We start from the raw sequence: 23792 nt of genomic DNA, 5'->3' as shown, positions 1-23792 counted from the left end.
TTCTTATAATTCACAATAATTTTTGTTTTAAAAACAATTGCTTCAGCCATGTTTACTAGTTATCACATCTAATACCTTTGTATTAACCAATAGATTTCAATGCCCATCGATAACGGGTTTAATCAACCCCGTCAAACGCAGACAAAACTTTAAATATACTCAGGAATTTAACCATGTTGAAAATTGTTAAAACGTCTATCGCTATCGCAGCAACTACTTTTTTACTAACTGGCACAGCACAAGCCAATATTAATGATGCCTTACAAAACATCTGCACAATTGTGCAAACCGATGACAAAGGCGAACTTCGCAAAAAGATGAAAAAAGTGCAGTCTGATTACAGAATGAAACTTAAAGATTATTACTCTGGTGTAAGTTGTGGCGGTAACAGCTTGATCCGTACAGCAATGCTTTCTGACGCCGTCGAGACTGGCACGCTATTGGTAAAGAAAATGCCAAAATCTGATTTAACCACACCAGAAGCAGACGGCAAAACTTTACAAGCTTGGATTGCAGAAAATGGCCTTGACGCATCTCCAATCTCAGCGGTAATCAAAGATCGTATCTAAAATAAATATCGAACTGAACCAGTTCAACATGGTAAGTAGACAAGCGCTGTCTACATCCTCGGAAAACAGCCTCTATTGAGGCTGTTTTTCGTTATTCAAAGCGCTACCAGTGAAACTTTGGCTTTAGGGTCTTTTCTATTTATATTTTCGACTATTCGCTCTCGCCGTATTGTTAAATTGTAATATTCAACTGACAAAATCGTGCTGACATCGCAGAAACCAACACTTTACAATTTAAAATAACAACTAAATATCAATAACTTAATTCAAATAATCACGATTTAGGTATAGCTTGAAATACCTAAGTATTGACTGCCAGATTTTAACCTTCACTTAAATAGTTTTTAATTAGAACTGTTGAAACGAGAACCTAAACATTTAACTAACGAGGAATTTAACCATGTTGAAAATTGTTAAAACTTCTATCGCCATCGCAGCAACTTCTTTATTACTAACCGGTACTGCGCAAGCAAATATTAATGATGCTTTGCAAAACATCTGCACCATTGTGCAAACCGATGATAAAGGTGAGCTTCGTAAGAAGATGAAAAAAGTACAATCTGATTACAGAATGAAACTTAAAGATTATTACTCTGGTGTATCGTGTGGAGGCAACAGCTTAATTCGTACTGCGATGCTTGCTGATGCTATCGAAACAGGCACACTAATGGTGAAAAAAATGCCTAAGTCTGATCTTACATCACCAGAAGCAGACGGCAAAACATTACAAGCCTGGATTGCAGAGAATGGCCTAGACGCCTCTCCTATCTCAGCTGTGATTAAAGATCGCATCTAAGGACCGAACACCGAACTGAACCAGTTCAACATGGTAAGTAGGCAGGGCGCTGCCTACGTCCTCGGGAAACAGCCTCTTTTGAGGCTGTTTTTCGTTTTACTCAAGAAAGAATTATTTAGCCAATAAAGCGTTCTATCTGGGCATTAACCAGTTCAGGAAACTGATGATGCAACCAATGATTTGCTTTGTTAAAACGAACTATTTCTAAATCTTGAACATAACTTTGCAAACCGTCTAACACTTCAGGCACAAAGGCTAAATCTAACATTCCCCATAACACTAAAGTATTCACCTTAATATTAATATTGGGTATTTTCATATTCTGCAATTCAGTCACAGGTCCATTTGCATGTCCATTGGTGTGGGTTGGCGCTAATTGCGGCATCGCTCGATAATAATTGAGCATGGCATCCAAAGTACCCGCCATCCGCCAACTTTCCTGATACTCTATAATTTCATTTGGCGTTAATACTGACTGTCCATTTTCATCTAAAAACATTTCTAATAAAAATTTATAATCGTTAAGTTTAATATTGGCCACCGCATCGCTAGCAATTAGCTGATGGATATAACCACTATTTTCGCGCTGTTGTGGGTTGTTCATCATTTCACGCGTAAAAGTACTAGGATGTGAGGCATTTAAAATAACTAGGCGACTAAAAAGCTCTGCGTGAAAAGCGACTAAAGGCCAAGCAATTGCGCCTCCCCAGTCGTGTGCAACAAGAGTAACGGGTTTGTCTTCGGCAACAAAGCGTATGAAGCGACTCATCACATCAATTAAATTTGTAACCTGATAAAATTCAATTTCATGCGGCTTTGAAGATTGATTATAGCCTGGTAAGTCAGGGGCAATTACTCGGTAGTTTTTAGAGAAATACTGTAATTGATGTCGCCAGGTTCGCCAGTTTTCAGGGAAACCATGTAAAAATACGATAGTGCCTTTTGGCGATTTACAGTCACAAATTTCGATGTAATGAATATAGCAATTATCAATTTGTGCTTGTTTACTTTGCATGGGTCCCCTCAAATCTATGCTATTAAAATTAAAAAGCGGATGAAGTTTCATCCGCTTTATGTACCACTAAACAGTGAAAAACAAGCCTATCAATTATTCAATCATAAAATAGTCTACTGGCATACTCATCAAATTCTCAGCGCCGGTTTCAATTGCTGACGCATGTGAACGAGTGCGTGACAATAGACGAGCAAAATAAAAACCTGCAGTTTTCAGCTTAGCTTCATAAAAAGCAATCTCTGTCGTGCCTTCATCTAGTTTTTGTTGTGCCACAACAGCCATCTTTAACCACAGGTAACCTACAATGATGTAACCAGAATACATCAGATAGTCCACCGAGGCAGCGCCTACTTCATCTGGATTACTTGCTGAACGTTTCGCAATCTCTTGGGTCATTTGCCCCCATTCATCAATATGTGATTCAATAGAATTCGACCATGCGTTGAATTGTGATTTGTCACGAACGCTTCTGCAGTAGTCTTGTACTTCTTTGATAAACACATTTAACAGCTCACCATTTGATCCCAGAATTTTGCGGCCTAGCAAGTCGATTGCTTGTATGCCTGTTGTTCCTTCATACATGGTACAAATACGTGTATCACGAGCTAATTGTTCCATTCCCCACTCTGCTATGTATCCATGACCGCCGTAAACCTGCATACCATAACTCGTTGCTTCTTGCGCAGTTTCGGTTAAAAACGCTTTAACGATTGGGGTTAGCAAAGCAAGTTTTGCTTCTGCAACCTGCTTTTCTTCTTCATTTTCGCTATAAAGAGTCAAGTCCACCATCTGCATACAATATATCGCTAGCGCTCGGTTGCCTTCGGCAAACGCTTTTTGTGTAAGTAGCATGCGACGAACGTCAGGATGAACAATTATCGGATCCGCTGGCCCATCCGGGTTTACAATCCCAGTTGGTGAGCGAAATTGCAATCGGTCTTTCGCATAGGCTAAAGCTCCCTGAAACGCAGCTTCAGTGCCAGCAAGTCCCTCTAGCCCTGTACCAATTCTTGCAGTATTCATAAAGGTAAACATACAATTCAAACCACGGTTTGGCGGTCCGATTAAATACCCTTTTGCACCATCAAAATTAATGACACAGGTGGCGCTCGCTTTAATGCCCATTTTATGTTCAATAGAACCACAAGTGACTTGGTTGCGATCTAGAACTTCACTTTGCGCATTGACATTGAATTTTGGTACAACAAATAGAGATATACCGCGAGTCCCTTCAGGGGCATCTGGTAAACGAGCCAACACTATGTGAACGATGTTGTCGGAAAAATCGTGATCTCCGGCGGAAATAAATATTTTTGTGCCAGTTAAACTATAAGTCCCATCATCATTAGGAACAGCTTTGGTTTTCAACATCCCTAAATCTGAACCACAATGAGATTCAGTCAAGCACATTGTGCCTGTCCAGCGACCTTCAATTAAGGGAGGTAAGAACATATCTTTTTGTTCTTTGGAACCATGACTTTTAATTGTGGCAATACAACCTTGACTCAATCCTGGGTACATAGCCCACGAGTGATTCGCACCAGACATCCATTCAGCAATTGAGGAAGACAAAGAATAAGGTAAAGCCTGTCCTCCGTATACAACTGGATGAGTCATTGAAGGCCAACCGCCTTCGCAATAGGTTTTGTAGGCTTCTTTAAAACCCGGCGGAGTGGTCACTACCCCATCGTCCCACTTACAACCTATTTCATCACCAACAGCATTGATAGGCGCTAAAACGTTTTCAGTAAATTTAGCCGCTTCAGCAGCAATAGCTTCAACCATTTCGGGGCTAGCATCTTCAAAACCCAATTTTTCATAATGCTTTTCGAATCCGAGTAACTCATTCATCACAAACAAGGTATCTCGTACTGGCGATTTATAATTTTGCATATTTCTAACTACCTTTATTAATTCTTTAGTACACTTCAAAAAGCCCAGCAGCACCCATGCCACCGCCTATGCACATAGTACATACAACATATTTTGCACCGCGACGTTTGCCTTCAATTAGCGCATGCCCCACCATGCGAGCGCCACTCATTCCATAAGGATGACCAACTGAAATTGCACCACCATTTACATTAAGCAGCTCAGCTGGAATGCCTAATTTTTTCTGACAATATAAAACTTGTACGGCAAAGGCTTCGTTCAGCTCCCAAAGGCCAATATCTTGTATTTTTAAACCATGTTGTTTGAGTAACTTAGGCACGGCAAACACAGGGCCAATCCCCATTTCGTCCGGCTCACATCCGGTAACGGCAATGCCTCGATAAGCCCCTAGTGGCGTAAGATTTTGCTGTTGGGCTAATTTGCTATCCATTATTACGCTGGCTGAAGCACCATCTGACAACTGACTTGCATTACCCGCCGTTATGCAACCCCCTTCAATCACAGGTTTTAAGCTTGCTAAGCCATCGAGCGTAGTATCCGCACGATTCCCCTCATCTTTTGACAAAGTGACTTCTTGGAAACTCTGTTCTTTGGTTTCTTTATTGACCACAACTTTAGTAGCGGTCACAGGCACGATTTCGTCATCAAATTTGCCCGCTTGTTGAGCCGCAGCTGTGCGCATTTGACTTTGATATGCGTATTCGTCTTGTTCTTCACGACCGATACCATATCGCTTAGCAACCACTTCGGCAGTTTGCAGCATTGGCATATAAATATCTTTGTGTTTCGCAACTAAAGCTTTATCAACCGCGCGATACATATTCATCTTATCGTTCTGCACTAAACTAATAGAATCTAGTCCGCCTGCCACCATCACTGGCACGTTATCTGTCACTATATGTTTAGCCGCGGTAGCGATGGCGTACATACCTGAACTACATTGACGGTCTAATGTCATACCGCCTACGGATACCGGCAACCCTCCAGCTAGTGCTCCTAAGCGGCCTATATTCATGCCGCCAGAACCTTGCGTTAATGCACTACCTAAAATGACATCATCGACACTCGCCGGATCGATTCCAGCTCGTTGTACAGCGGCACTGATTGCATGCCCTGCTAAACTTGGTGCTTCTAGATTATTGAATGCGCCTCTATAAGCTCTACCTATTGGCGTGCGTGCTGTCGAAACAATGACCGCTTCTTTCATAAAATATCCTCGAATTCTTTAAGTTTATAACTGAATTTATTTGGCAAAATCAGCAAAGCGTTTACCTTGTTCAGCAAGTCGCTTTAACAAAGGGGCGGGTTCAAACCAAGCTTTACCATATTCGCCTAACTCATCACGATATTTACACATTGCCGCATAGACTTTATCTAACCCCACTTCATCGGCATACTGCATAGGGCCTCCGCGGAAAACAGGAAAGCCATAACCGTACACATAAATAACATCTATATCGCTGGATTTTGCGGCAATCCCTTCTTCCAAAATATGTGCACCTTCGTTAATCAGGGTGAAAATACAACGCTCTAATATTTCTTCATCACTATGCTTACGCGGTTTAACACCTAGCTTCTCCGCTTCTTCTTTTGCAATCTGGGCTACAGTAGGGTCAGGAATTGGTTTTCTGTTTCCTGCTTCGTATAAGTAAACGCCTTTACCAACTTTCAGGCCAGCGCGGCCATCTTTAACTAAACGATCTGCAACCACGGCGTAACTGGGGTCGTGAGCAATATGTTCTTTACGAGATTGACGAACAAAATAACCAATATCTAATCCCGCCATATCGCCCATTGTGAAGGGGCCCATAGGTAGACCAAAATCGTAGATAACGCGATCAACATGTTCGGGATCAGCACCTTCCAACATCATTCGATTGGCTTCTCGGCCGTAGGGTTCGATCATTCGGTTGCCAACAAAACCAAAACAAACCCCTACCAAGACGGCGACTTTGCGGATTTTCTTAGCCAATTGCATGCTGGTTTTAATGACATCAGCAGACGTTTTTTCGCCTTTCACCACTTCTAGCAATTTCATGACATTAGCGGGGCTGAAGAAATGTAAGCCGATGACATCTTCTGGTCGGGAAGTGCAATCTGCTATTTCATTTATGTCTAATGTGGAGGTATTAGATGCGAGAATAGCGCCTTTTTTACAAATGGCATCAAGCTGCGTGAAGACTTGTTTCTTCACGTCCATTTTTTCAAACACAGCTTCGATGACTAAATCAACATCTGCAAGACCTGAATATTCAGTAGTGCCATGCAGCAGCGCCATGCGATCTTCTAAATCTTGCTGACTAAGCTTGCCTTTTTTAGCGGAATTCTCATAATTGCGACGAATAACCCCAAGACCTTTTTCCAACGCTTCAGCTTTTAGTTCCAACATGACCACGGGAATACCCGCGTTGGCAAAATTCATCGCGATACCACCCCCCATTGTCCCTGCACCGATAATACCGACAGACTTGATATCTCGCACTGGAGTGGACTTATCGTAATCGGATACATGTCCAGCCGCCTTTTCGGCAAAGAAAAAGTGCTGTTGTGCTCTGGCTTGGGGAGACCGCATACATTCCATAAACAGTTCAGCTTCCTTTTGAAGACCGTCTTTTAATGGCAATGTCACAGCCGCTTCTACCGCTTGAATACATCTTTCTGGCGAGAAGAAACCGCGCGCTTGTTTAGCAATTCCTTGACGATATTGACTAAACAGTTCGCTCGGCGCTGTTTCAGTATCTATTTCGATATCTTTAACACGCTTAATTTCACAACCATCATTAATCAGTTGCGCCACAAATGCCTGACTTTCGCTCATGAGTTTAGCTGGATCGTCAACAATTAAATCAAAAACCCCATTTAAAGCAGCCGCTTTAACTGGTTTACCTGAAACAATCATATCCAGCGCTTGTGCAACTCCGGTTAACCTAGGTAAACGTTGAGTCCCGCCTGCCCCCGGTAAAATGCCTAAATTTACCTCAGGTAAACCTACCTTATTGTCGGCGAACGAAATGCGATAATGACAGGCTAATGCCAGTTCTAAACCACCACCAAAAGCTGGGCCATTTAAAACTGCAACCACAGGTTTGTTAGCATTCTCAATTAAATCCAGCACTTCGGGTAAGTTTGGTTGTAAATTACCAGAGGAAAATTCGCTGATATCTGCGCCACCTGAAAACAATCCTAATTGCGAAGAAATAACGATAACCTTAACATTTGCATTGTTTAATGCGGCTTCAATTTCTGCGATTAACCCTACTCGGACAGCTTTGGATAATGCGTTCACTGGCGCGTTTTGCATCATGATTAATGCAGTTTCACCTTGGTTTTGACTTACAACAACAGTTGACTGTTCGGCGCTCATAAAATCCTCAGTTGAATCTTTTAAAATCGTTAATTCACTGATACTAGGACAGCTTGCTCAATCATCCAAATTTATTGGTTTTATAGCTACAAATAAATCAAATTGATATATTGGGTATCTGTTGATTTCGCTGAATTTCATCGACACTGCCAGTAAACACGTGATTCTTAGATGTTGACTTTAGCTAATGCATCTGATTTTCTAGCGACTATCCTTTACATGTCGTTAACACAAAATTCATGTTTGCTTATTTGCTATTAGTTGACTTAAGTCCTCACCTAATATCAAAAATGAGAGCTCGAAATTTGAGTTGATTGAGTAAAAAACGACATAACATTAAATTCACAACGTGTAATAGCAGGTAATATTTTGGACTCACTTCTCGATTTTAGCGGTCAAGTGGCAATGATAACGGGCGCGGCCAGCGGTTTTGGTCGCTTACTTTCTCAAGGTTTAGCAGCACGAGGGTGTAATCTAGTCATAAGCGACATTAACGCCGACGAACTAGCGAATACCGTTGCGACATTGCAAACGAATGAAAATAAAGTTATCTCGATGCTTTGCGATGTTAGTCAAGAAGAGCAAGTCAAAGCTATGGTCGATGCTGCAATCGAAAATTTTGGAAGACTAGATATCGGGGTAAATAATGCTGGAATAGCCCATTCATTAACCCCATTACATCAAATGCAAAAAGCCACGATGGACAAGCAAATGGCGGTGAATGTCAATGGTGTGATGTTTGGTATGAAATACCAAATTGAAGCCATGCTAAAACAAGGCTCAGGTCACATACTTAATTTAAGTTCAATGGCGGGTATTGGCGGAGCACCCAAAGGAGCTGCCTATTCTGCCGCCAAGCATGCTGTGGTAGGTTTAACGCGCACAGCGGCAGTTGAGTATGCTAAAAAAGGGATCCGTGCCAATGCAATTTGCCCATTTTATAGCCCAACCAACATACTCGCCACAGACGGTTTCGATTCCCCAGAAAATCAACAACGTTTAGCCCAAGGTTGCCCTATGAAACGGCTAGCTGATCCGCAGGAAATAGTGAATACCATGATACTGATATTGTCTCCAGGAAACTCTTACATGAGTGGACAAACAATCGCTATAGATGGTGCCGTTAGTGCTTGGTAATAGACACGCTTGCAATGGGTAACGTAATGTCGGCTGAACCTAATATTACACAACTCATAACGAACAATATTTCAGTTATTTAAACTACAATTTGGTAAGCATAATAGGATTTGATATATGAAAGGTTTAATGATGAACACGCAATTGATGATTTCATCAATTTTGCGTCACGCCGATAAAAACTTTCCCCATCGTGAAATTGTGTCTGTCACCGCAGATAATCCAAGACATAGATATACGTATGCTGACTTTGCGAAACGCTCTCGGAAATTAGCCAATGCATTAGCGTCAATGGACGTGCAGTTTGGCGACAGAATTGGCACATTAGCTTGGAATGATTATCGCCACCTTGAATTATATTATGGTGTGTCAGGAAGTGGATTAGTCTGCCATATGATTAACCCTAAACTATTTCCTGAGCAAATTAATTACATTATCAATCATGCTGAAGACAAAATATTGTTTGTCGATGTTCTCGTAATGCCTTTGGTCGAGGCATTACATAGCCACCTTAAAACCGTAGAAAAAATTGTGGTGTTGACCGACAAGCAACACATGCCGGATTCAAAACTTAAAAACCTTATTTGCTATGAAGAGCTATTAGATCAATTCGACGACAATTATCAATGGCCTGAATTTGATGAAAATACCGCAGCTGGCATGTGTTACACCTCAGGGACAACCGGCAATCCTAAGGGCGTAGTATATTCTCATCGTTCAACCGTGTTGCATGCCTATGCTGGTTCTTTACCAGACATCACAAACGCCTCTTGCAACAGTGTCACTATGCCAATAGTGCCTATGTTCCATGTCAATGCGTGGGGGATCCCCTACGCGGGAATAATGGTGGGTAGCAAACTCGTCATGCCTGGCCCCAAAATGGCAGATGGCGAAACGCTGCATTCTTTGATTGAAACCGAAGGCGTAACCAATAGCTCCGGAGTACCGACAATTTGGTTGGCTTTATTGGATTATCTAGATAAAACCGGCAACAAAATACCAACATTACAATGTGTAACAGCTGGCGGCGCTGCATGCCCAAGAAATATCATCAAACGCTTTAAACTTGACTATCAGACTGACGTAAAACAAGGCTGGGGGATGACCGAAATGAGCCCGCTGGGTACTGTTTTTGTTCTATCACCGGGCATGGAGAATCTCACCGACGACGAAGAAATTGATTTGCGCTTGAAACAAGGTAAATCCGTGTTTGGTGTAGAAATGAAGATTGTTGATGAACAAAATAATGAGCTACCTTGGGACGGTGTTGCCTTTGGAGCACTTAAAGTGAAAGGTCCATGGATTGCGACTGGTTATTACGGCATGTCGCAAACCCCTGGAGACAAAGATTGTCCCGTGGATAGTGATGGCTGGATGAATACCGGCGATGTTGCCACAATTGATCCATTAGGTTACTTACAAATTACCGATCGCACCAAAGATGTAATTAAATCAGGGGGCGAATGGATCAGTTCCATCGATATTGAAAACGCTGCAATCAATCACCCTCAGATTGCAGAAGCCGCAGCGATTGGTCGTTATCATCCTAAATGGACAGAACGGCCACTGCTAATTGTTGTTCCCGCCGAAAACACAAATTTAAGCAGTGCAGAAATCATTGAATATTTACAACAAAAAATGCATAAATGGGCGGTTCCAGACGATGTGGTTTTTATTGATGAACTTCCTCACACGGCGACCGGAAAATTAAACAAACTAGCGCTACGTGAAAAATACGAAGACTATCAATTTCCACAGTAAATCTGGTTAAATCGATTCATTTACAAACCAATTCAGGAGGCTTACTGCCTCCTGATTCATTTTTGTAATTACCCCAAACCCACATTAAGTATTCAGTCAGATACCCTTGTATTGTGAATCAGATTTATCCCCTCTCCAAATTCGTTTATATAACCTAATCAAACGCTTAATTGCCAACCATTGAATTATTGAGATCGTAAAAGAATGAAAAAATTTATCTCTATGATGTTTTTGCTTTTTACCACTTTAACTGCCAACGCTTCGCTGATTGGCACGCAAGTATCCTGTGATATTGAACCTTCTATTATTTGGGACTGTGATAGTTCAATCACCACAGTTAAAGGCGATGCAGCTGAATTTAACTTACTATTGGTTGGAAATGCTTATTTAGAAGTTGATTTTGATACAGATTCGATACTTATTCGAAATCTAAAAAGCCATTTAGGATTAGGCGCAAATGAAGTACTTTCATTTAATTTACAACCTAATGTTTTTAATGCATCTGACTACAGTGTGTTTTCTACTGTAATCGGATTTGATGCCAGAGATATTGATTTTGATGGTGAACAATTGGCGTTAGATATAAATAGAACGACTTGGTTCGCTGATGATTACATTCTTCTAAGCTTTATGACACACGCGACGGCGGTGTCAACCGCTCCCCCAATTCTACTCATTTTGATTGGCTTGTTTGCACTGCGCAAACGTAAGCTTAAACATTCATCAGGCAACTGATATTTTATCTAATTGAGTGGCTATAAATAACGGATAACGCATTACATATACAGATACTTGGATAGGGAGTGGTTCAGTTTGTTCAAAGTGATAATTATGTTGTTTTGTGCGTTCATCATTAATCTATTTTCCGCAGCAAGTGCTAATACAAATATCAGCAATGCTTTACACAATATGTGTACTCTTGTGATTGCTAATGATCCTATTGCACTACGTGAAAAAATCCAAAAAGTTAAGAAGAATTATCGGTTAAAGTTGCAACATTACTATTCAGGGATCAGTTGTGCTGGCAATAGTTTGATCCGGACTGCTCTGCTCAATAATGCCAATGAAACTGGAAAGTTTTTGATTCACAAACTGCCAAGAGCGACGTTGTTATCGCCGGAGCCAGATGGCCGAACTTTACAACAATGGATTGATGAAAAAAACTTGTCTGACACGCCTATTTCTTTAACCTTGACCAATAGAATCTGAATCCACTATTCGTTGCAGGTACACTATGATTTTTATACGTTTTTATCTAACTCAGTTAGGGTACTTTCGATTAACTGAGTCGCCTGTTGTTTTTTAAGCTCATGTACCCGTGGGTACTCTTCTTCTAACAAAGCCAAAATAGACATCATGCCCCAGTGATATCCAGATGATAATACCAGATAGGCAAAATCATTATGCTTATTATGCTGTTCAGTACCTGCTAGAAGCGACGACATTTGGCTAACTTGATCACCATATTGTTGTACATTTTCAAACTTGTTTACTTCAAAGAATAGTGTTTGATAAGCGTCTGTTCGTTGATAAGCATGACTATAAACCAGTGCATCAAATTGCAAGTATTGTTGTTCAAGTAGAATTTGAAAAGCACGATCACCGTTTTCAGCGTGTGCAACTAATCCATTGTTATTTTGCAGCAAAGGCGTTTCGAAAGAGTGCCACACAACCGTATTGCGGTAACCTAAAAAATTAGGATCGACATCTCCAATATTACCATCACACAATTCATCACGAATGCCTGGGGAAACTTGATCAGCTAACTCAATTTGACGGGCGTAACCTTTTGCATAACTAATGCTAAATAATCGATAAGCGAGTTGTGAAATATCGGTTAGTACAGCCTGTTCAGATTCAAGCATAAAGAGATTTTCTCTTTCTGCCAAAATCTTCATCGCATCAGAAAATACCGGGTGATTATTTTGATAAGATTTGTCTAGTTGCTTATGCTCTGACTCTGCCGTACAAGAATAGGTAATTAAAAGTTGATTCCAATCCCGCAGGTTTGTGGCGCGCACATGGATCATGCCCGTGTACAGATTAGCATGTACAAATTGCTCTGCATTACCGAGTAAATCGTTATGCCTTTCAATTTCATTAAGTTCTTCTTGGCTATAACTTATTTGCGTAGTGCAACCGCTAATAGCGATTACAACTGATAGCAATAAAATAATGCGGTGGCGTACGAATACAAACATGGATTAAACGGCCCCAAAGATGTGAGGCCGCAGTGTATTATTTCATCTGAATTGATTCAAGCAGGATTTCAACTGCGTTCTAATTTGTTTCGAATACAATATTCAGTTAAACGAAATAGGTTAAGGCCGAAGTGCCATTTTCCCTTTTACTTTCCGTCCTAACACTTTTTTCAACGCGTCCTTAGCCTGTTCTAAAGGCAAAGTTTCATCCACGATGACTTTCACTTTACCCTGTAAATACCAAGTCAATAACTCCTTCATATTATCTTGGAAATCTTTAGGCTGATGTTGCGTGAACGAGCCCCAAAATACACCGATGACAGAATAGCCTTTGACTAGCGCTAAGTTAACCGGAAATTCTGGAATAGTGCCTCCTGCAAATCCAACCACAAGCAAACGTCCATTCCATCCCATACTTCTTGAACAAGCGTGGAAAGTATCACCACCAACACATTCGTAAACGACATCTGCGCCTTTGCCATTTGTGGCTTCCTTAAGCGCAGTTTTTAGATCATTTTCAGAATAATTGATCAGTACGTCTGCTCCGTTTTGTTTGGCGATATCAAGCTTTTCCTGGGTTGAACATACAGCAATTACCTTTGCCCCCATCGCCTTGCCTATTTGCACCGCTGCTAAACCAGTTCCACCGGCCGCACCGGTTACCACTAAAGTTTCACCTGGTTGGATGTTGGCACGCTGTTTAAGCGCATGATGGGCAGTTGCGTGGGCTGTAACCAGTGCCGCTGCCTCTTCATCTGGAATTTCATCAGGTATTGGTAAAACATGGGTTGCCGGAACCGCTACTTTTTCTGCGTAACCGCCTAACATGCATAGCGCAATGACCCTTCGTCCAACTTTTAGGTGAGGTACATCTTCGCCAACTTCACTGATCACACCAGCCACTTCTCCCCCAGGTATAAAGGGAAAATCGGGTTTAAGCTGATACAATCCTTGCACTAATAGTCCGTCGGGGAAATTTACTCCTGACGCTTTAATATCAACAACCACATGACCTTTAGCTGCTTTAGGATCTGGCATGTCTTGATATCGAAGATTGTCTACACTGGCAAATTCATTACATACAATAGCTTTCATTATTTACTGTTCCTCGATTAAATTTACGGCCATTCTAGCCAGTGGAGGCACCATTGCGCCGACTTTGCTTGCTTGCTCACTGGATGCATTACCTTCTTGCGCACGTTTAGCTACACCTTGTGCAATGGCTGCCAAGCGGAAAAAACTAAACGCCAGATAGAAGGACCAGTTATCAATCGAACCTAGCCCTGCTCGCTGGCAATACCAAGCTACAAACTCGGCTTCACTAGGAATGCCTAAAGAATGTCTATCAACTCCCCCTAGTCCACTGGAGTGTCCAATATGTGCGGGCAAACGTAACTGCATGCATTGATAAGCTAGGTCAGCCAAGGGGTGGCCTAAAGTAGATAACTCCCAATCCAATACGGCAATGATATTTTCTGACGTTTTTGAAAACATTAAATTGTCTAAGCGATAGTCACCGTGCACCAGAGACACTCGCCCATCATCAGCTGGGATATTTTGTTCCAACCAATGAATTAACTTGTTCATGTCTGGAATTGGATTGATTTCCGACAACATGTATTGTTTAGTCCAACGACTAAGTTGACGCTCGAAGTAATTTCCCGGACGACCATAATCGCTAAGCCCTACGGCATCAACATCAACCGCGTGCAAATCTGCGAGCACCTGACTCATTTGTTGATACATCGCATTTCGCTTAGCATTGCTGTCTATTTCCGGAAGGCTACTATTCCAATACACAGCGCCGTCTACATACTCCATTACATAAAACATACTGCCTATCACACTTGTGTCTTCACATAGGTGAAATACTTTTGCTACAGGCACTTTACTGTTTTGTAATGCATTGATGACTTTATATTCTCGATCTACAGCATGTGCAGATTTAAGCAATTTTCCCGGCGGTTGCCTTCGCAGCACATAAGTATTTTCGCCTGCGCTAATTTTGAAAGTAGGGTTAGACTGTCCTCCACTAAATTTTTCCGCGCTAAACTTACCGGAAAAATCTGCTACGTTCGCGCGAAAATAACGTTTAAGTTCTTCTAGATTTAATTGTTTCACTGGATCTACTTTAGACACCCTGACCTCATTAATTATTTTTTATTTGCGCCGACGTGATCTTTGATTAAGTTGCGACCTAATTGCATCATATGCACTTGGTCCGGACCATCAGCTAATTTAATTGTTCTAGCGTAGGCATAAATTGCGGAGAGTACAAAGTCTTGACTGGTCCCTGCCGCGCCATGCATTTGAATAGATTGGTCAATTACCCGGCACGCCATATTCGGGGCAACGATTTTGATTGCAGCGATAATGTCACGTGCCACTTTATTTCCGTACCTGTCCATTTTGTCGGCGGCTTTTAACGTTAATAATCGAGCCTGTTCAATATCACAATGCATTTGAGCAATCGATTCTCTTACAGATTGCTGTTTACTTAACGGTTGACCAAACGCGATACGCTGCTCCACTCTTTCACAGGCCAAATCCAATGCCCGCTGGGCACAGCCGATTAAACGCATACAATGGTGAATTCGACCAGGTCCTAACCGTCCTTGTGCAATTGCAAATCCCTCACCCTCGCCTACGAGTAAATTGCTTGCTGGGACTCTCACATTTTCGAATAACACTTCGGCGTGACCGATTGGTTCATCATAAAAGCCTATCGCTTTCATTGGTCGCACAACAGTGACGCCTGGCGTATCCATAGGTACTAAAATTTGCGACTGCTGTCTATGGCGTTCCGCTGAGGTGTCGGTTTTCCCCATAACCACCATAATTTTACAATTGGTATTCATAGCACCGCTGGTATACCACTTACGACCATTGATGACGTATTCATCGCCATCGCGTACAATTGCAGTTTCAATGTTTGTAGCATCGCTAGATGCAACAGCAGGTTCGGTCATTGCGAATGCGCTGCGAATTTCACCGTTAAGTAATGGCTCTAACCACTGTTTTTTATGGGCTTCACTACCATATTTAGATAAAACTTCCATGTTACCTGTATCGGGTGCACTGCAATTAAACACTTCAGGGCTCCACAATACGCGTCCCATCGCTTCACACAGTGGAGCGTATTCCAGATTTGTCAGGCCAGCGCCGTAAGGTAAATATTCTTCAGGTAAAAATAGGTTCCATAAATCCGCTTTTTTGGCTTTTTCTTTTAACTCGTGCATTAAAGCCGGCGTAGTCCAGCGCTGAGGATTGTTGTCGACAAGTTCAATATATTCCTGTTCCACAGGATAAATATGCTCATCCATAAATTGGTTGAGACGGTCGAGCAATGCTTGAGTTTTTGGCGAATAGTCAAAATGCATAAAAATATGTCCTCTATTTAAGATTACAAAAATAGTAGTTTGAATAGGACTATAAGTTTAATTAATTATTCGAATACTGGAGTATTAGTCTTGTATATAAATAAAACGTACCAAAATTTTATGTTTCAAAAACTTGTCATTAAAGTGATTTAGGCTCTTTTGTTGGTACATAATGTTCGTCGATTAATAATTTAGATTTTATAGGTAGCCTAACCGCTTGCAAAAACAAACAAAGGGCGATAAAAAGCATCCCTAACCAGCCTACTCTAGAAAATTCTTCACCAACGATAAGTATCGCCAGCACAGTCGCAACCACTGGCTCTAATAATGTAATCAAAGTTGCACCACTAGCTTGAACATGGCGCAAACCAAAACCAAATAATAAATAGCCTAAAAACATGGGAATGACTGCCATATACAGAGCCACTGATGTATTAATTTTTGTCGAAAATAAATTATCACCAGTAAAAAATAAAGTGGGCAGAAGCAATACGGCAGCGATACCAAACATACTTGCCATCGCAGATTTTGAGCTCACTTGATGTTCAATCAGTTGTTTGGCAGCCCAAGAATAAGTTGCATATGTAAGCCCTGCTACAACGCCTAAAACCACACCTAAATACTGCAGTGTCAGGTCGTTATTCAGATTTATATTCTTTTGTTTTCCTAGTACTAATAAAACAATTCCTACAGTACCCAACAAAAAACTAAGCCCCCATTGCAAGGTTATTGATCTTTTGTTGATAAGACGCTCCATCATCATTGAAAAAAACGGCGCAGTGGCAATTGATACGACTGTCCCAATCGCCACACCAGACCATTTCATGGAGGTATAAAATGCCAATGGATAAATGGCAATAGACATGGCCCCGAGCATCAAAATGAAAGGTTTTTCGACGAGTATATTTCTTTCTGCGAAAAGACTTTTACGTGCATTCAGTAACAGCAAAACACCCCCAACTCCCATCGCAAAAGCGCCTGTAGCCAGCGGATTTACACTAGGTGTAAAACTAGCTGCAGTTCCAGTTGTGCCCCACAAAACACTCGCTATTATGATGGCGAGTACACCACCTGAAATATCACTTTTCCAGCGCATTATTAATCCAAGATGTATTTAAATAAAGTGAGATTGTATTCTGAAAAACCAACTTCCACTTTGCTGATAAGACGCTTTTAACTGCCGAGAGGACGCAACTAGCGGGCGATCTTAGAGGGAGGTAAGCCAAAATATTGGGTAAAACGCCGACTAAAAGCAGTGTAATCGGTATAACCGACCTGCTCTGCAACGATTTGCACCGGCGAGTCTGTATGGATAAGGAGTGCTTGCGCTTTTTCCATGCGAAACTTAACCAAATATTGTGATGCGGTTAGACCGATTTGTTGTTTAAATAACTTTTTAAACTGAGTAGGACTTAAACAAGCCACGTTCGCCAAGGTGTTAATTGTTAAAACGTCAACAAAATTGGCTTCAACGTAAGCGATAACTTCTCGTATTCTGCGATCTAACAATTTAAAAATACGTTGTTCACCAAGTAATGCATAAAAAGTAGCGAAACAGGTTTCTTCTAAGTCTTTATTAACCTGATATTCTAGCTGGGCTTCCAGAAAACTCAGAAAGCGAAATAATGGTTGGTTAATAGTGAATACGCGGGTGCTAGAATTAAGGAGATTGTCGGGTAAAAAGTGCATATCAGCGACGACAAAACGCGCTTCCGAATCGGCTGTAAATTGGTGCACTTCACTGCTTTTGACAACCACGCACTCACCCGGTGTGACTTTGCCATTAAAATCGCCTACGGCGATATTTATCACCCCGCGTAAGGGTAAAACCAATTGATTAAAATCATGAGCATGCTGCACTTTTTGACGGCTGTATGCACGAATGGACAAGGTACTTTGCAAAATACAGCTCACCCCATTTAGTATTAATTTGAACTGGCTTAATTTTAAACCTTAGGATAAAGATTTAACAATTGATTGAGCAATTGGCGTTACATCAGGGAAAACGTTATTCAAATCAGCCAACGATAAACCCCAATGCTGATGCAGAACACTTGCCATCCAACTTCTCACATCTGTGGTTGGCATTAAATCACGGTTTGCAAATAAATGCTCTTTTTTCAAGCCCGGCCACTTGCCCAAAACTTGCTTGCCTTTTATTGCCCCTCCTAATAAAAACATGGCTGAGCCGGTGCCATGATCGGTGCCTTTTGTGCCGTTTATAGCGACCGTGCGGCCGAACTCTGTTGTGACAATTACAACCGTTTTGTTCCACGATTCGCCCAAGCCTGTCTTTAATTCTCCCAGTCCATTATCGAGTATTTCAAATTGCCGACTCAATCGTGAAAATTGGTTATTGTGAGTGTCCCAACCATTTAACTCCAGCATGGCGCAATTGGCGGAATTATCTCGATTTAACAACTCACCACACTGTTTAGCCAAATACGAAAAATTAGCCCGAGTGCGATCTTTGCCATTCATTTCCAACATGTCTCTATTGGTAACTGCGCTTTCTAATAATCCAGAAAACTCTTCGTTTCCAGCGTACAGAGTACGTAGACGATCAATCAGGTCATCTTCAGTAGTGGCAAAATGTGATGGGTACCAAGTTTGGCTAGCGTCATCACCACGTAACGCAATGGGCACGGTTTGCGAAATTGCTAATCCGTGACCATGGGCCAGATTCGCCGCCCTCGCTAACCAACCATTTTCATGATCGGTCGTATTTAAACCAGATTCCATTTGATCTTGGCCATCAAAATGAGAGCGCTCTCGATATCCAGAAGCTACAGCAACAACAGGCGAAAATTCTTGGTTTTGATACCAACTGTGACAATTTTTAAGAGCCGGATGCAGAGCAAATCCCTGTTCTAGTGGAAGTAGTTGATTAACTATCGGCTTAACCAAATCACCGCGAATTGCCATAAAATCAGGATCGCCTACAGGTAACACTCCATGTAATGAATCCATAGCGCCACGTAACATCACCCAAACCACCTTTTTGTGTTTGGTAGAAGGTTTCAGAGAACTTGCTAATGCTCCACTAGCCATGGTTTGATAAACAACCCAACCCGCGACACCTGCTTTTATAAAATTACGTCTATTTAAGTTCATCGTTTTTGAAACTCCGGACTCAATAACATTAAAGAAATAGCCTGACGTTTACTTTCGGCGCGCGACATTGCTTTTATGGTTCGTTCATGCAGAAACGGACCCAATGCTTGTCTGGCAATATCCAGAGGTGGCGATTTAACAAATTTACTAACATGGTCGGCCCACTCGATTCTGCCCATCATAGCTCTCGGTCCTGCCCAATATTCTTGACTATCCTTGAAGCCTGCGGGAGAACCAGCTGAAAACGGCTGCTGGCCTAAAATTGTTAAACTTTTAACGTAATCGGGTCGAATTTCATTAAGCTCGCAAGCTCGGCAGGTGGAAACCAAAAATTCGCGGGGCGTTTTAAACTTCGCATTACTAAATGACCAACTCAGCGGATTTTTTAGCATTGCATTAACGACATGTGGCAAACTTCCCGCGGTTTTTAACCACGCTTTCACCATATCATTAACTAGCTCAGTTGGCGGGTTGTCACTAATAAAGTGTTTAGCCAGTTTTTCGGAAACAAATTTTGCGGTATGAGGACTGTTACTCAAATCGAAGAGTATTTGTTTACCTTGCTGTACACCAACCGCGGCATACGTTTTGCCAAACACGTCTCTACTGCCCGGCTCATGAGCTTGCTTGCGAAATTCAAAGCCCTCCACCCCTTGCTGAGACAAACTCCATCCCGTGATAGCTTTGGCTAATTCGGTCACATCAGCCTGGTTATAACCGGCATTTACGCCAAGGGTATGTAATTCTAAAATTTCACGCGCTAAGTTTTCATTCAGCCCTTTTTTCCCTTTGCTTCGTTTACCGATCTTAGAATTTGGACCCACTGATTGCTCATTATTTAAATAAACCAACATAGCAGGATGACTTTCTACAGCAATTAACATATCCGAAAAGTTGCCGGATAAATTAGAAGCAATGGCCTCTAGTTCCAGAGTTTGAGCTAAAGCACGCATGTTGAGTCCGTTTGCAGTAACGCTAAAATGATTCGAGAAAAAATCGACTAGACGCCAGAAAAAGGGGCGTGACGAGACAATCTGCTGTGAGATTACGTGGGAAACGGATTGAAATACATGCTTAGTGATATTTTTTCGAATACCGTCGCTACTAATGGCCATCATATTTTCTTGGGAAATGACCTGACCCGATACTTGCTTTTTTCTTTCTTGTTTTCTTTGTTGTCTGTACAGTGTTAACTGTTGTGCAGCCTGCTTACTATCCCATTGAATATTCAACGTATGCATTTCGCTCGAGATGCTATCAGGACTCAATTGAGCAACTAGCCAGTCTAAAGGATCGCCTTGTATTTGCTCTATGGTCCGCTGATTAGCACCATAACCAAATCGATTTGCAGCTATATATGCGCGTTTGGAAGACATAATATATGTGACCTGAGAAAATAGTTTAACAATTCAGATAACCTGCAACTTAAAACTCAGTTAGCTTTAACACAAGTTTAATTACAAAACATTTACATTTAACAAGTCACTTATTTCGGTTAAACCACCCTTTTACCCAGCGCATCTAAAATTTGCTCTCCATCTTCTTTGTTATAAGGTCCAGCAGGCCACTTATCAAGTAAGTCTAGAACCACTTCACTAGGGCGACATAACTTGACACCTTTGTTGGAACAAACAATTGGCCGATTAACCAGAACAGGATGCTTTAACATCGCCTGTAAAATTGATTCATCTGATACTGACTCATCAAGTAAACCAAGCTCTTTCGCAGGTGATTTAGTTGTTCTTAAGGCTTCGCGTGGCGTTAAATTGGCAGCCGCAAATAGACCCAACAACTGCCCCTGGGTCCATCCTTCTTCAATATATTCGATAATAGTTGGCTGATAACCCGCATCCTCTATAATTTTTAATACATTTCTAGACGTACCGCATTCTGGATTGTGATAAATAACTATCATCATTAGCCTCTTATAAATATTAATTTAGGATTAGAACCAGTGTCGCGTACGATTTACAAACCATACCAACGACAACATCACAGGCACTTCAACTAACACACCTACAACAGTTGCCAAAGCAGCGCCAGAATGTAAACCAAATAACGAAATCGCAACAGCAACGGCTAGTTCAAAAAAGTTTGATGTGCCGATCATGCAAGCTGGTCCAGCAACGTTATGCGGCAACTTCATCTTTTTAGCCATGAAATAGGCTATCGCAAATATGCCGTAGGTTTGAATTAACAGCGGAATAGCAATTAATAAAATGGCTTCAGGTTTATCCAAAATGGTTTCAGATTGAAAACCAAAAAGTAGTGTTACCGTAGCTAATAAACCGATAATCGACCAAGGTTTCATAGTCGCTAGAAACTGATTAAGTTTAGAGTGGTCGTCACTTTTATCCAGTTTTCTGCGGGTTAACGCACCTGCCACTAAGGGGATCAGGACATACAAAACAACAGATAAGAAAAGCGTATCCCAAGGCACTGTAATGTCTGTCACTCCAAGTAACAAACCAGCCAATGGCGCAAATGCAAATATCATAATGATGTCGTTAATAGATACTTGCACTAAGGTATAATTTGCATCGCCTTTAGTCAGTTGACTCCATACAAATACCATTGCTGTGCAAGGCGCGACACCGAGCAATATCATGCCAGCGATATATTCCGTGGCGGTTTGAGGGTCTACCCAATCAGCAAATAAGCCTTTAAAAAACAACCAGCCTAGCAGCGCCATTGTGAAGGGTTTAATCAACCAATTAACAACTAGTGTGAGCACTAAACCTTTCGGTTTTTTACCCACATCTTTAATCGAAGAAAAATCAATTTGCACCATCATTGGATAGATCATTAACCAGATCAACACAGCAATAACCAAATTCACATGAGCATATTCAAAACTCGCGATTACAGCGAATGCTTCAGGTGCAAAGCTGCCTGCCAAAATACCGACAATAATTGCCAAACCAACCCAAACTGATAAATAACGCTCGAATAACCCCATGTTGATTTCCTAAAGTGACCTTTGATTCACACGTTGACTAAGTTGTTCTACAGACTCCACTCGTTCAGAATATCGATCCACAAAGAAGTCTTTGTTGTTTCGCAATAACAAGGTGAATTTAACCAACTCTTCCATTACATCAACAATTCGGTTGTAATATGCTGACGGTTTCATTCTGTCGTTTTCATCAAACTCTAAGAAGGCTTTTGCCACGCTAGACTGGTTAGGTATAGTCACCATACGCATCCAACGACCTAAAACACGCAGTTGATTTACCACGTTAAATGATTGTGAACCGCCACACACTTGCATGACAGCCAAGGTTTTTCCTTGGGTTGGACGCACACCGCCAATATTTAATGGCACCCAGTCAATTTGGCTTTTAAAAATACTGGTCATAGACCCATGCCTTTCTGGTGAGCACCATACTTGACCTTCAGACCACATCATCAATTCACGTAACTCTTTCACTTTTGGATGATGTTCATCTTCAGTGTCGGTTTGGGGTAAACCTTCAGGATTAAAAATTTTCACTTCAGCACCAAAGTGAATTAATAAACGAGCTGCTTCTTCAACAACCAAACGACTAAACGCACGTTTGCGCATTGAGCCGTGGAGCAACAAAATTCGTGGTGCGTGCTGTGCAGGTGATCCAACCGCCTCTTCATAAGTTGGTTTATGCAGACATTTTTCATCAATGTTTGGCAAGGAAATATCTTGAAGCATAACTACTGAGCTCCTAACTCGGCTAGCGCTGATTTCAATTGTTCCTTTTCAAGATTTTGCTCAGCCAATAACATTAATTTTCTGACTCGCACTGTTATTTCACTAATGCAAGTTCGAAACGCAGTCGCTATTTCCTGCTCGGTTCCATCAACTTTAGATGGATCTTCAAGTCCCCAATGCACTTTAATTGAATTGCCAAACCACACCGGGCAACTTTCGCCGGCAGCAGAATCGCAGACAGTGATAACTACGTCAGGCTTAAAGTCCTCAAACTCATCCCAAGATTGACTTTGCAAGCCTTCCCTAGGTACTTCCGCTTCTTGTAGATATTTAAGCGACAAAGGATGGACTATTCCAGCAGGCTGACTACCTGCGCTTCTAGCAATGATTAAATCGCCGGCTAAATGATTGGTTATTGCTTCTGACAGAATGCTTCTGCATCTGTTATGCGTACATATATATAGAATTTTCATTGCTAATCCCTAATTATAAACAAGTAGATTTGCCAGTTTGTGAAGCGTGCAAACGCGTGCTCGCCTCTTCAAAATAGGATTGGTTATGCTCGGCTGATTGTTGGATTACCGCACGAGCCCACTCTGGCAATTCTGGGTGAAAACGGTAGTACACCCACTTACCTCGCCTGTCATCCAGTAAAATACCGCATTTGCGTAACTCCGCTAAATGGCGAGAAATTTTAGGTTGATCTAGGCAAAGCGCATCCATCAAATCGCATACACAGACCTCACCAAACTTAGAAATAAGCAACAAGGATTTAAGGCGGGTATCGTCAGAAAGACATTTAAAAAATTTAAGTGGATCCATATTCACATTCGATTATTCATATATGTGAAATATCATATATATGAAAAAACATATG

General features: G+C 41.5%; 23 protein-coding genes. 6 read left to right on the top strand and 17 right to left on the bottom strand.

Going from position 1 to position 23792, the window contains the following annotated elements:
- Positions 1-173 precede the first annotated feature (173 nt).
- The gene (locus tag GLIP_RS02165; RefSeq protein WP_008842917.1) at positions 174-569 is read left to right on the top strand and encodes a DUF3718 domain-containing protein; all 396 of its coding nucleotides are present in this window, start codon (positions 174-176) and stop codon (positions 567-569) included.
- Positions 570-969: 400 nt separating this feature from the next.
- Entirely contained in the window at positions 970-1365 is a 396-nt protein-coding gene (locus tag GLIP_RS02160; RefSeq protein ID WP_008842916.1) for a DUF3718 domain-containing protein, read from the top strand.
- 115 nt (positions 1366-1480) lie between these two features.
- Here GLIP_RS02160 and GLIP_RS02155 read toward each other — a convergent pair whose 3' ends face one another.
- From GLIP_RS02155 to GLIP_RS02140, 4 genes are all read right to left on the bottom strand, one after another.
- Positions 1481-2380 carry an alpha/beta fold hydrolase gene (locus tag GLIP_RS02155; RefSeq protein WP_008842915.1) on the bottom strand — a complete coding sequence of 300 codons (900 nt, stop codon included), beginning with the start codon at positions 2378-2380 and terminating at the stop codon, positions 1481-1483.
- Positions 2381-2473: 93 nt separating this feature from the next.
- The gene (locus tag GLIP_RS02150; protein WP_008842914.1) at positions 2474-4273 is read right to left on the bottom strand and encodes an acyl-CoA dehydrogenase C-terminal domain-containing protein; all 1800 of its coding nucleotides are present in this window, start codon (positions 4271-4273) and stop codon (positions 2474-2476) included.
- Positions 4274-4298: 25 nt separating this feature from the next.
- The gene (locus tag GLIP_RS02145) at positions 4299-5480 is read right to left on the bottom strand and encodes an acetyl-CoA C-acyltransferase (protein WP_008842913.1); all 1182 of its coding nucleotides are present in this window, start codon (positions 5478-5480) and stop codon (positions 4299-4301) included.
- 36 nt (positions 5481-5516) lie between these two features.
- On the bottom strand, positions 5517-7577 hold the full coding sequence (locus tag GLIP_RS02140; protein WP_407638128.1) for a 3-hydroxyacyl-CoA dehydrogenase NAD-binding domain-containing protein: 2061 nt from the start codon (positions 7575-7577) through the stop codon (positions 5517-5519).
- Positions 7578-8006: 429 nt separating this feature from the next.
- Between GLIP_RS02140 and GLIP_RS02135 the strand changes: the two genes are divergently transcribed.
- From GLIP_RS02135 to GLIP_RS02120, 4 genes are all read left to right on the top strand, one after another.
- Positions 8007-8774: an SDR family NAD(P)-dependent oxidoreductase gene (locus tag GLIP_RS02135; RefSeq protein WP_008842911.1), complete on the top strand. Its 768-nt coding sequence runs from the start codon at positions 8007-8009 to the stop codon at positions 8772-8774.
- A gap of 117 nt (positions 8775-8891) precedes the next feature.
- The gene (locus tag GLIP_RS02130) at positions 8892-10535 is read left to right on the top strand and encodes a long-chain-fatty-acid--CoA ligase (protein WP_008842910.1); all 1644 of its coding nucleotides are present in this window, start codon (positions 8892-8894) and stop codon (positions 10533-10535) included.
- 204 nt (positions 10536-10739) lie between these two features.
- Complete coding sequence (locus tag GLIP_RS02125) at positions 10740-11270, top strand: hypothetical protein (RefSeq protein ID WP_008842909.1); 531 nt, start codon at positions 10740-10742, stop codon at positions 11268-11270.
- A gap of 96 nt (positions 11271-11366) precedes the next feature.
- A complete protein-coding gene (locus GLIP_RS02120; RefSeq protein ID WP_040521641.1) occupies positions 11367-11744 on the top strand; it encodes a DUF3718 domain-containing protein in 378 nt (125 codons plus the stop codon).
- A gap of 32 nt (positions 11745-11776) precedes the next feature.
- Here GLIP_RS02120 and GLIP_RS02115 read toward each other — a convergent pair whose 3' ends face one another.
- The 13 genes from GLIP_RS02115 to GLIP_RS02055 all read right to left on the bottom strand — a co-directional run bounded on the left by GLIP_RS02115 (position 11777) and on the right by GLIP_RS02055 (position 23737).
- On the bottom strand, positions 11777-12736 hold the full coding sequence (locus tag GLIP_RS02115) for a hypothetical protein (protein WP_008842907.1): 960 nt from the start codon (positions 12734-12736) through the stop codon (positions 11777-11779).
- Positions 12737-12856: 120 nt separating this feature from the next.
- The gene (locus tag GLIP_RS02110; protein WP_008842906.1) at positions 12857-13831 is read right to left on the bottom strand and encodes an NADPH:quinone oxidoreductase family protein; all 975 of its coding nucleotides are present in this window, start codon (positions 13829-13831) and stop codon (positions 12857-12859) included.
- A gap of 3 nt (positions 13832-13834) precedes the next feature.
- The gene (locus GLIP_RS02105) at positions 13835-14875 is read right to left on the bottom strand and encodes a phosphotransferase (protein ID WP_008842905.1); all 1041 of its coding nucleotides are present in this window, start codon (positions 14873-14875) and stop codon (positions 13835-13837) included.
- Between the two features lie 14 nt (positions 14876-14889).
- Positions 14890-16116: an acyl-CoA dehydrogenase family protein gene (locus GLIP_RS02100; RefSeq protein ID WP_008842904.1), complete on the bottom strand. Its 1227-nt coding sequence runs from the start codon at positions 16114-16116 to the stop codon at positions 14890-14892.
- Positions 16117-16255: 139 nt separating this feature from the next.
- A complete protein-coding gene (locus tag GLIP_RS02095) occupies positions 16256-17212 on the bottom strand; it encodes a DMT family transporter (RefSeq protein WP_008842903.1) in 957 nt (318 codons plus the stop codon).
- A gap of 98 nt (positions 17213-17310) precedes the next feature.
- Entirely contained in the window at positions 17311-18018 is a 708-nt protein-coding gene (locus tag GLIP_RS02090) for an AraC family transcriptional regulator (RefSeq protein WP_008842902.1), read from the bottom strand.
- A gap of 51 nt (positions 18019-18069) precedes the next feature.
- On the bottom strand, positions 18070-19230 hold the full coding sequence (locus GLIP_RS02085) for a DUF1501 domain-containing protein (RefSeq protein ID WP_008842901.1): 1161 nt from the start codon (positions 19228-19230) through the stop codon (positions 18070-18072).
- Complete coding sequence (locus GLIP_RS02080; protein WP_008842900.1) at positions 19227-20606, bottom strand: DUF1800 domain-containing protein; 1380 nt, start codon at positions 20604-20606, stop codon at positions 19227-19229. The genes GLIP_RS02085 and GLIP_RS02080 overlap by 4 nt, the downstream gene beginning before the upstream one ends.
- A 119-nt stretch (positions 20607-20725) precedes the next feature.
- Positions 20726-21145 carry an arsenate reductase (glutaredoxin) gene (gene arsC, locus GLIP_RS02075; protein ID WP_040521638.1) on the bottom strand — a complete coding sequence of 140 codons (420 nt, stop codon included), beginning with the start codon at positions 21143-21145 and terminating at the stop codon, positions 20726-20728.
- A 30-nt stretch (positions 21146-21175) separates the two neighbouring features.
- Complete coding sequence (arsB, locus tag GLIP_RS02070) at positions 21176-22189, bottom strand: ACR3 family arsenite efflux transporter (RefSeq protein ID WP_008842898.1); 1014 nt, start codon at positions 22187-22189, stop codon at positions 21176-21178.
- A gap of 9 nt (positions 22190-22198) precedes the next feature.
- Positions 22199-22915, bottom strand: coding sequence for an arsenical resistance protein ArsH (arsH, locus tag GLIP_RS02065; RefSeq protein WP_008842897.1), 717 nt, complete (start codon positions 22913-22915; stop codon positions 22199-22201).
- Between the two features lie 2 nt (positions 22916-22917).
- Complete coding sequence (locus tag GLIP_RS02060; RefSeq protein WP_008842896.1) at positions 22918-23388, bottom strand: arsenate reductase ArsC; 471 nt, start codon at positions 23386-23388, stop codon at positions 22918-22920.
- A gap of 13 nt (positions 23389-23401) precedes the next feature.
- Positions 23402-23737: a metalloregulator ArsR/SmtB family transcription factor gene (locus tag GLIP_RS02055; protein ID WP_040521637.1), complete on the bottom strand. Its 336-nt coding sequence runs from the start codon at positions 23735-23737 to the stop codon at positions 23402-23404.
- Positions 23738-23792: the final 55 nt, after the last annotated feature.

This window comes from Aliiglaciecola lipolytica E3 (assembly GCF_000314975.1).
Lineage (GTDB): Bacteria > Pseudomonadota > Gammaproteobacteria > Enterobacterales > Alteromonadaceae > Aliiglaciecola > Aliiglaciecola lipolytica.
Note: the sequence above shows the minus strand (reverse complement) of the source record. Positions and strands in the feature narration are given on the sequence as shown.

Coding starts and splice junctions, on each gene's coding strand:
- GLIP_RS02165 (WP_008842917.1), top strand. CDS start 174: ATGTTGAAAATTGTTAAAACGTCTATCGCTATCGCAGCAACTACTTTT.
- GLIP_RS02160 (WP_008842916.1), top strand. CDS start 970: ATGTTGAAAATTGTTAAAACTTCTATCGCCATCGCAGCAACTTCTTTA.
- GLIP_RS02155 (WP_008842915.1), bottom strand. CDS start 2,380: ATGCAAAGTAAACAAGCACAAATTGATAATTGCTATATTCATTACATC.
- GLIP_RS02150 (WP_008842914.1), bottom strand. CDS start 4,273: ATGCAAAATTATAAATCGCCAGTACGAGATACCTTGTTTGTGATGAAT.
- GLIP_RS02145 (WP_008842913.1), bottom strand. CDS start 5,480: ATGAAAGAAGCGGTCATTGTTTCGACAGCACGCACGCCAATAGGTAGA.
- GLIP_RS02140 (WP_407638128.1), bottom strand. CDS start 7,577: ATGATGCAAAACGCGCCAGTGAACGCATTATCCAAAGCTGTCCGAGTA.
- GLIP_RS02130 (WP_008842910.1), top strand. CDS start 8,892: ATGAAAGGTTTAATGATGAACACGCAATTGATGATTTCATCAATTTTG.
- GLIP_RS02125 (WP_008842909.1), top strand. CDS start 10,740: ATGAAAAAATTTATCTCTATGATGTTTTTGCTTTTTACCACTTTAACT.
- GLIP_RS02120 (WP_040521641.1), top strand. CDS start 11,367: ATGTTGTTTTGTGCGTTCATCATTAATCTATTTTCCGCAGCAAGTGCT.
- GLIP_RS02115 (WP_008842907.1), bottom strand. CDS start 12,736: ATGTTTGTATTCGTACGCCACCGCATTATTTTATTGCTATCAGTTGTA.
- GLIP_RS02110 (WP_008842906.1), bottom strand. CDS start 13,831: ATGAAAGCTATTGTATGTAATGAATTTGCCAGTGTAGACAATCTTCGA.
- GLIP_RS02100 (WP_008842904.1), bottom strand. CDS start 16,116: ATGCATTTTGACTATTCGCCAAAAACTCAAGCATTGCTCGACCGTCTC.
- GLIP_RS02095 (WP_008842903.1), bottom strand. CDS start 17,212: ATGCGCTGGAAAAGTGATATTTCAGGTGGTGTACTCGCCATCATAATA.
- GLIP_RS02085 (WP_008842901.1), bottom strand. CDS start 19,230: ATGAACTTAAATAGACGTAATTTTATAAAAGCAGGTGTCGCGGGTTGG.
- GLIP_RS02080 (WP_008842900.1), bottom strand. CDS start 20,606: ATGTCTTCCAAACGCGCATATATAGCTGCAAATCGATTTGGTTATGGT.
- arsC (WP_040521638.1), bottom strand. CDS start 21,145: ATGATAGTTATTTATCACAATCCAGAATGCGGTACGTCTAGAAATGTA.
- arsB (WP_008842898.1), bottom strand. CDS start 22,189: ATGGGGTTATTCGAGCGTTATTTATCAGTTTGGGTTGGTTTGGCAATT.
- arsH (WP_008842897.1), bottom strand. CDS start 22,915: ATGCTTCAAGATATTTCCTTGCCAAACATTGATGAAAAATGTCTGCAT.
- GLIP_RS02060 (WP_008842896.1), bottom strand. CDS start 23,388: ATGAAAATTCTATATATATGTACGCATAACAGATGCAGAAGCATTCTG.
- GLIP_RS02055 (WP_040521637.1), bottom strand. CDS start 23,737: ATGGATCCACTTAAATTTTTTAAATGTCTTTCTGACGATACCCGCCTT.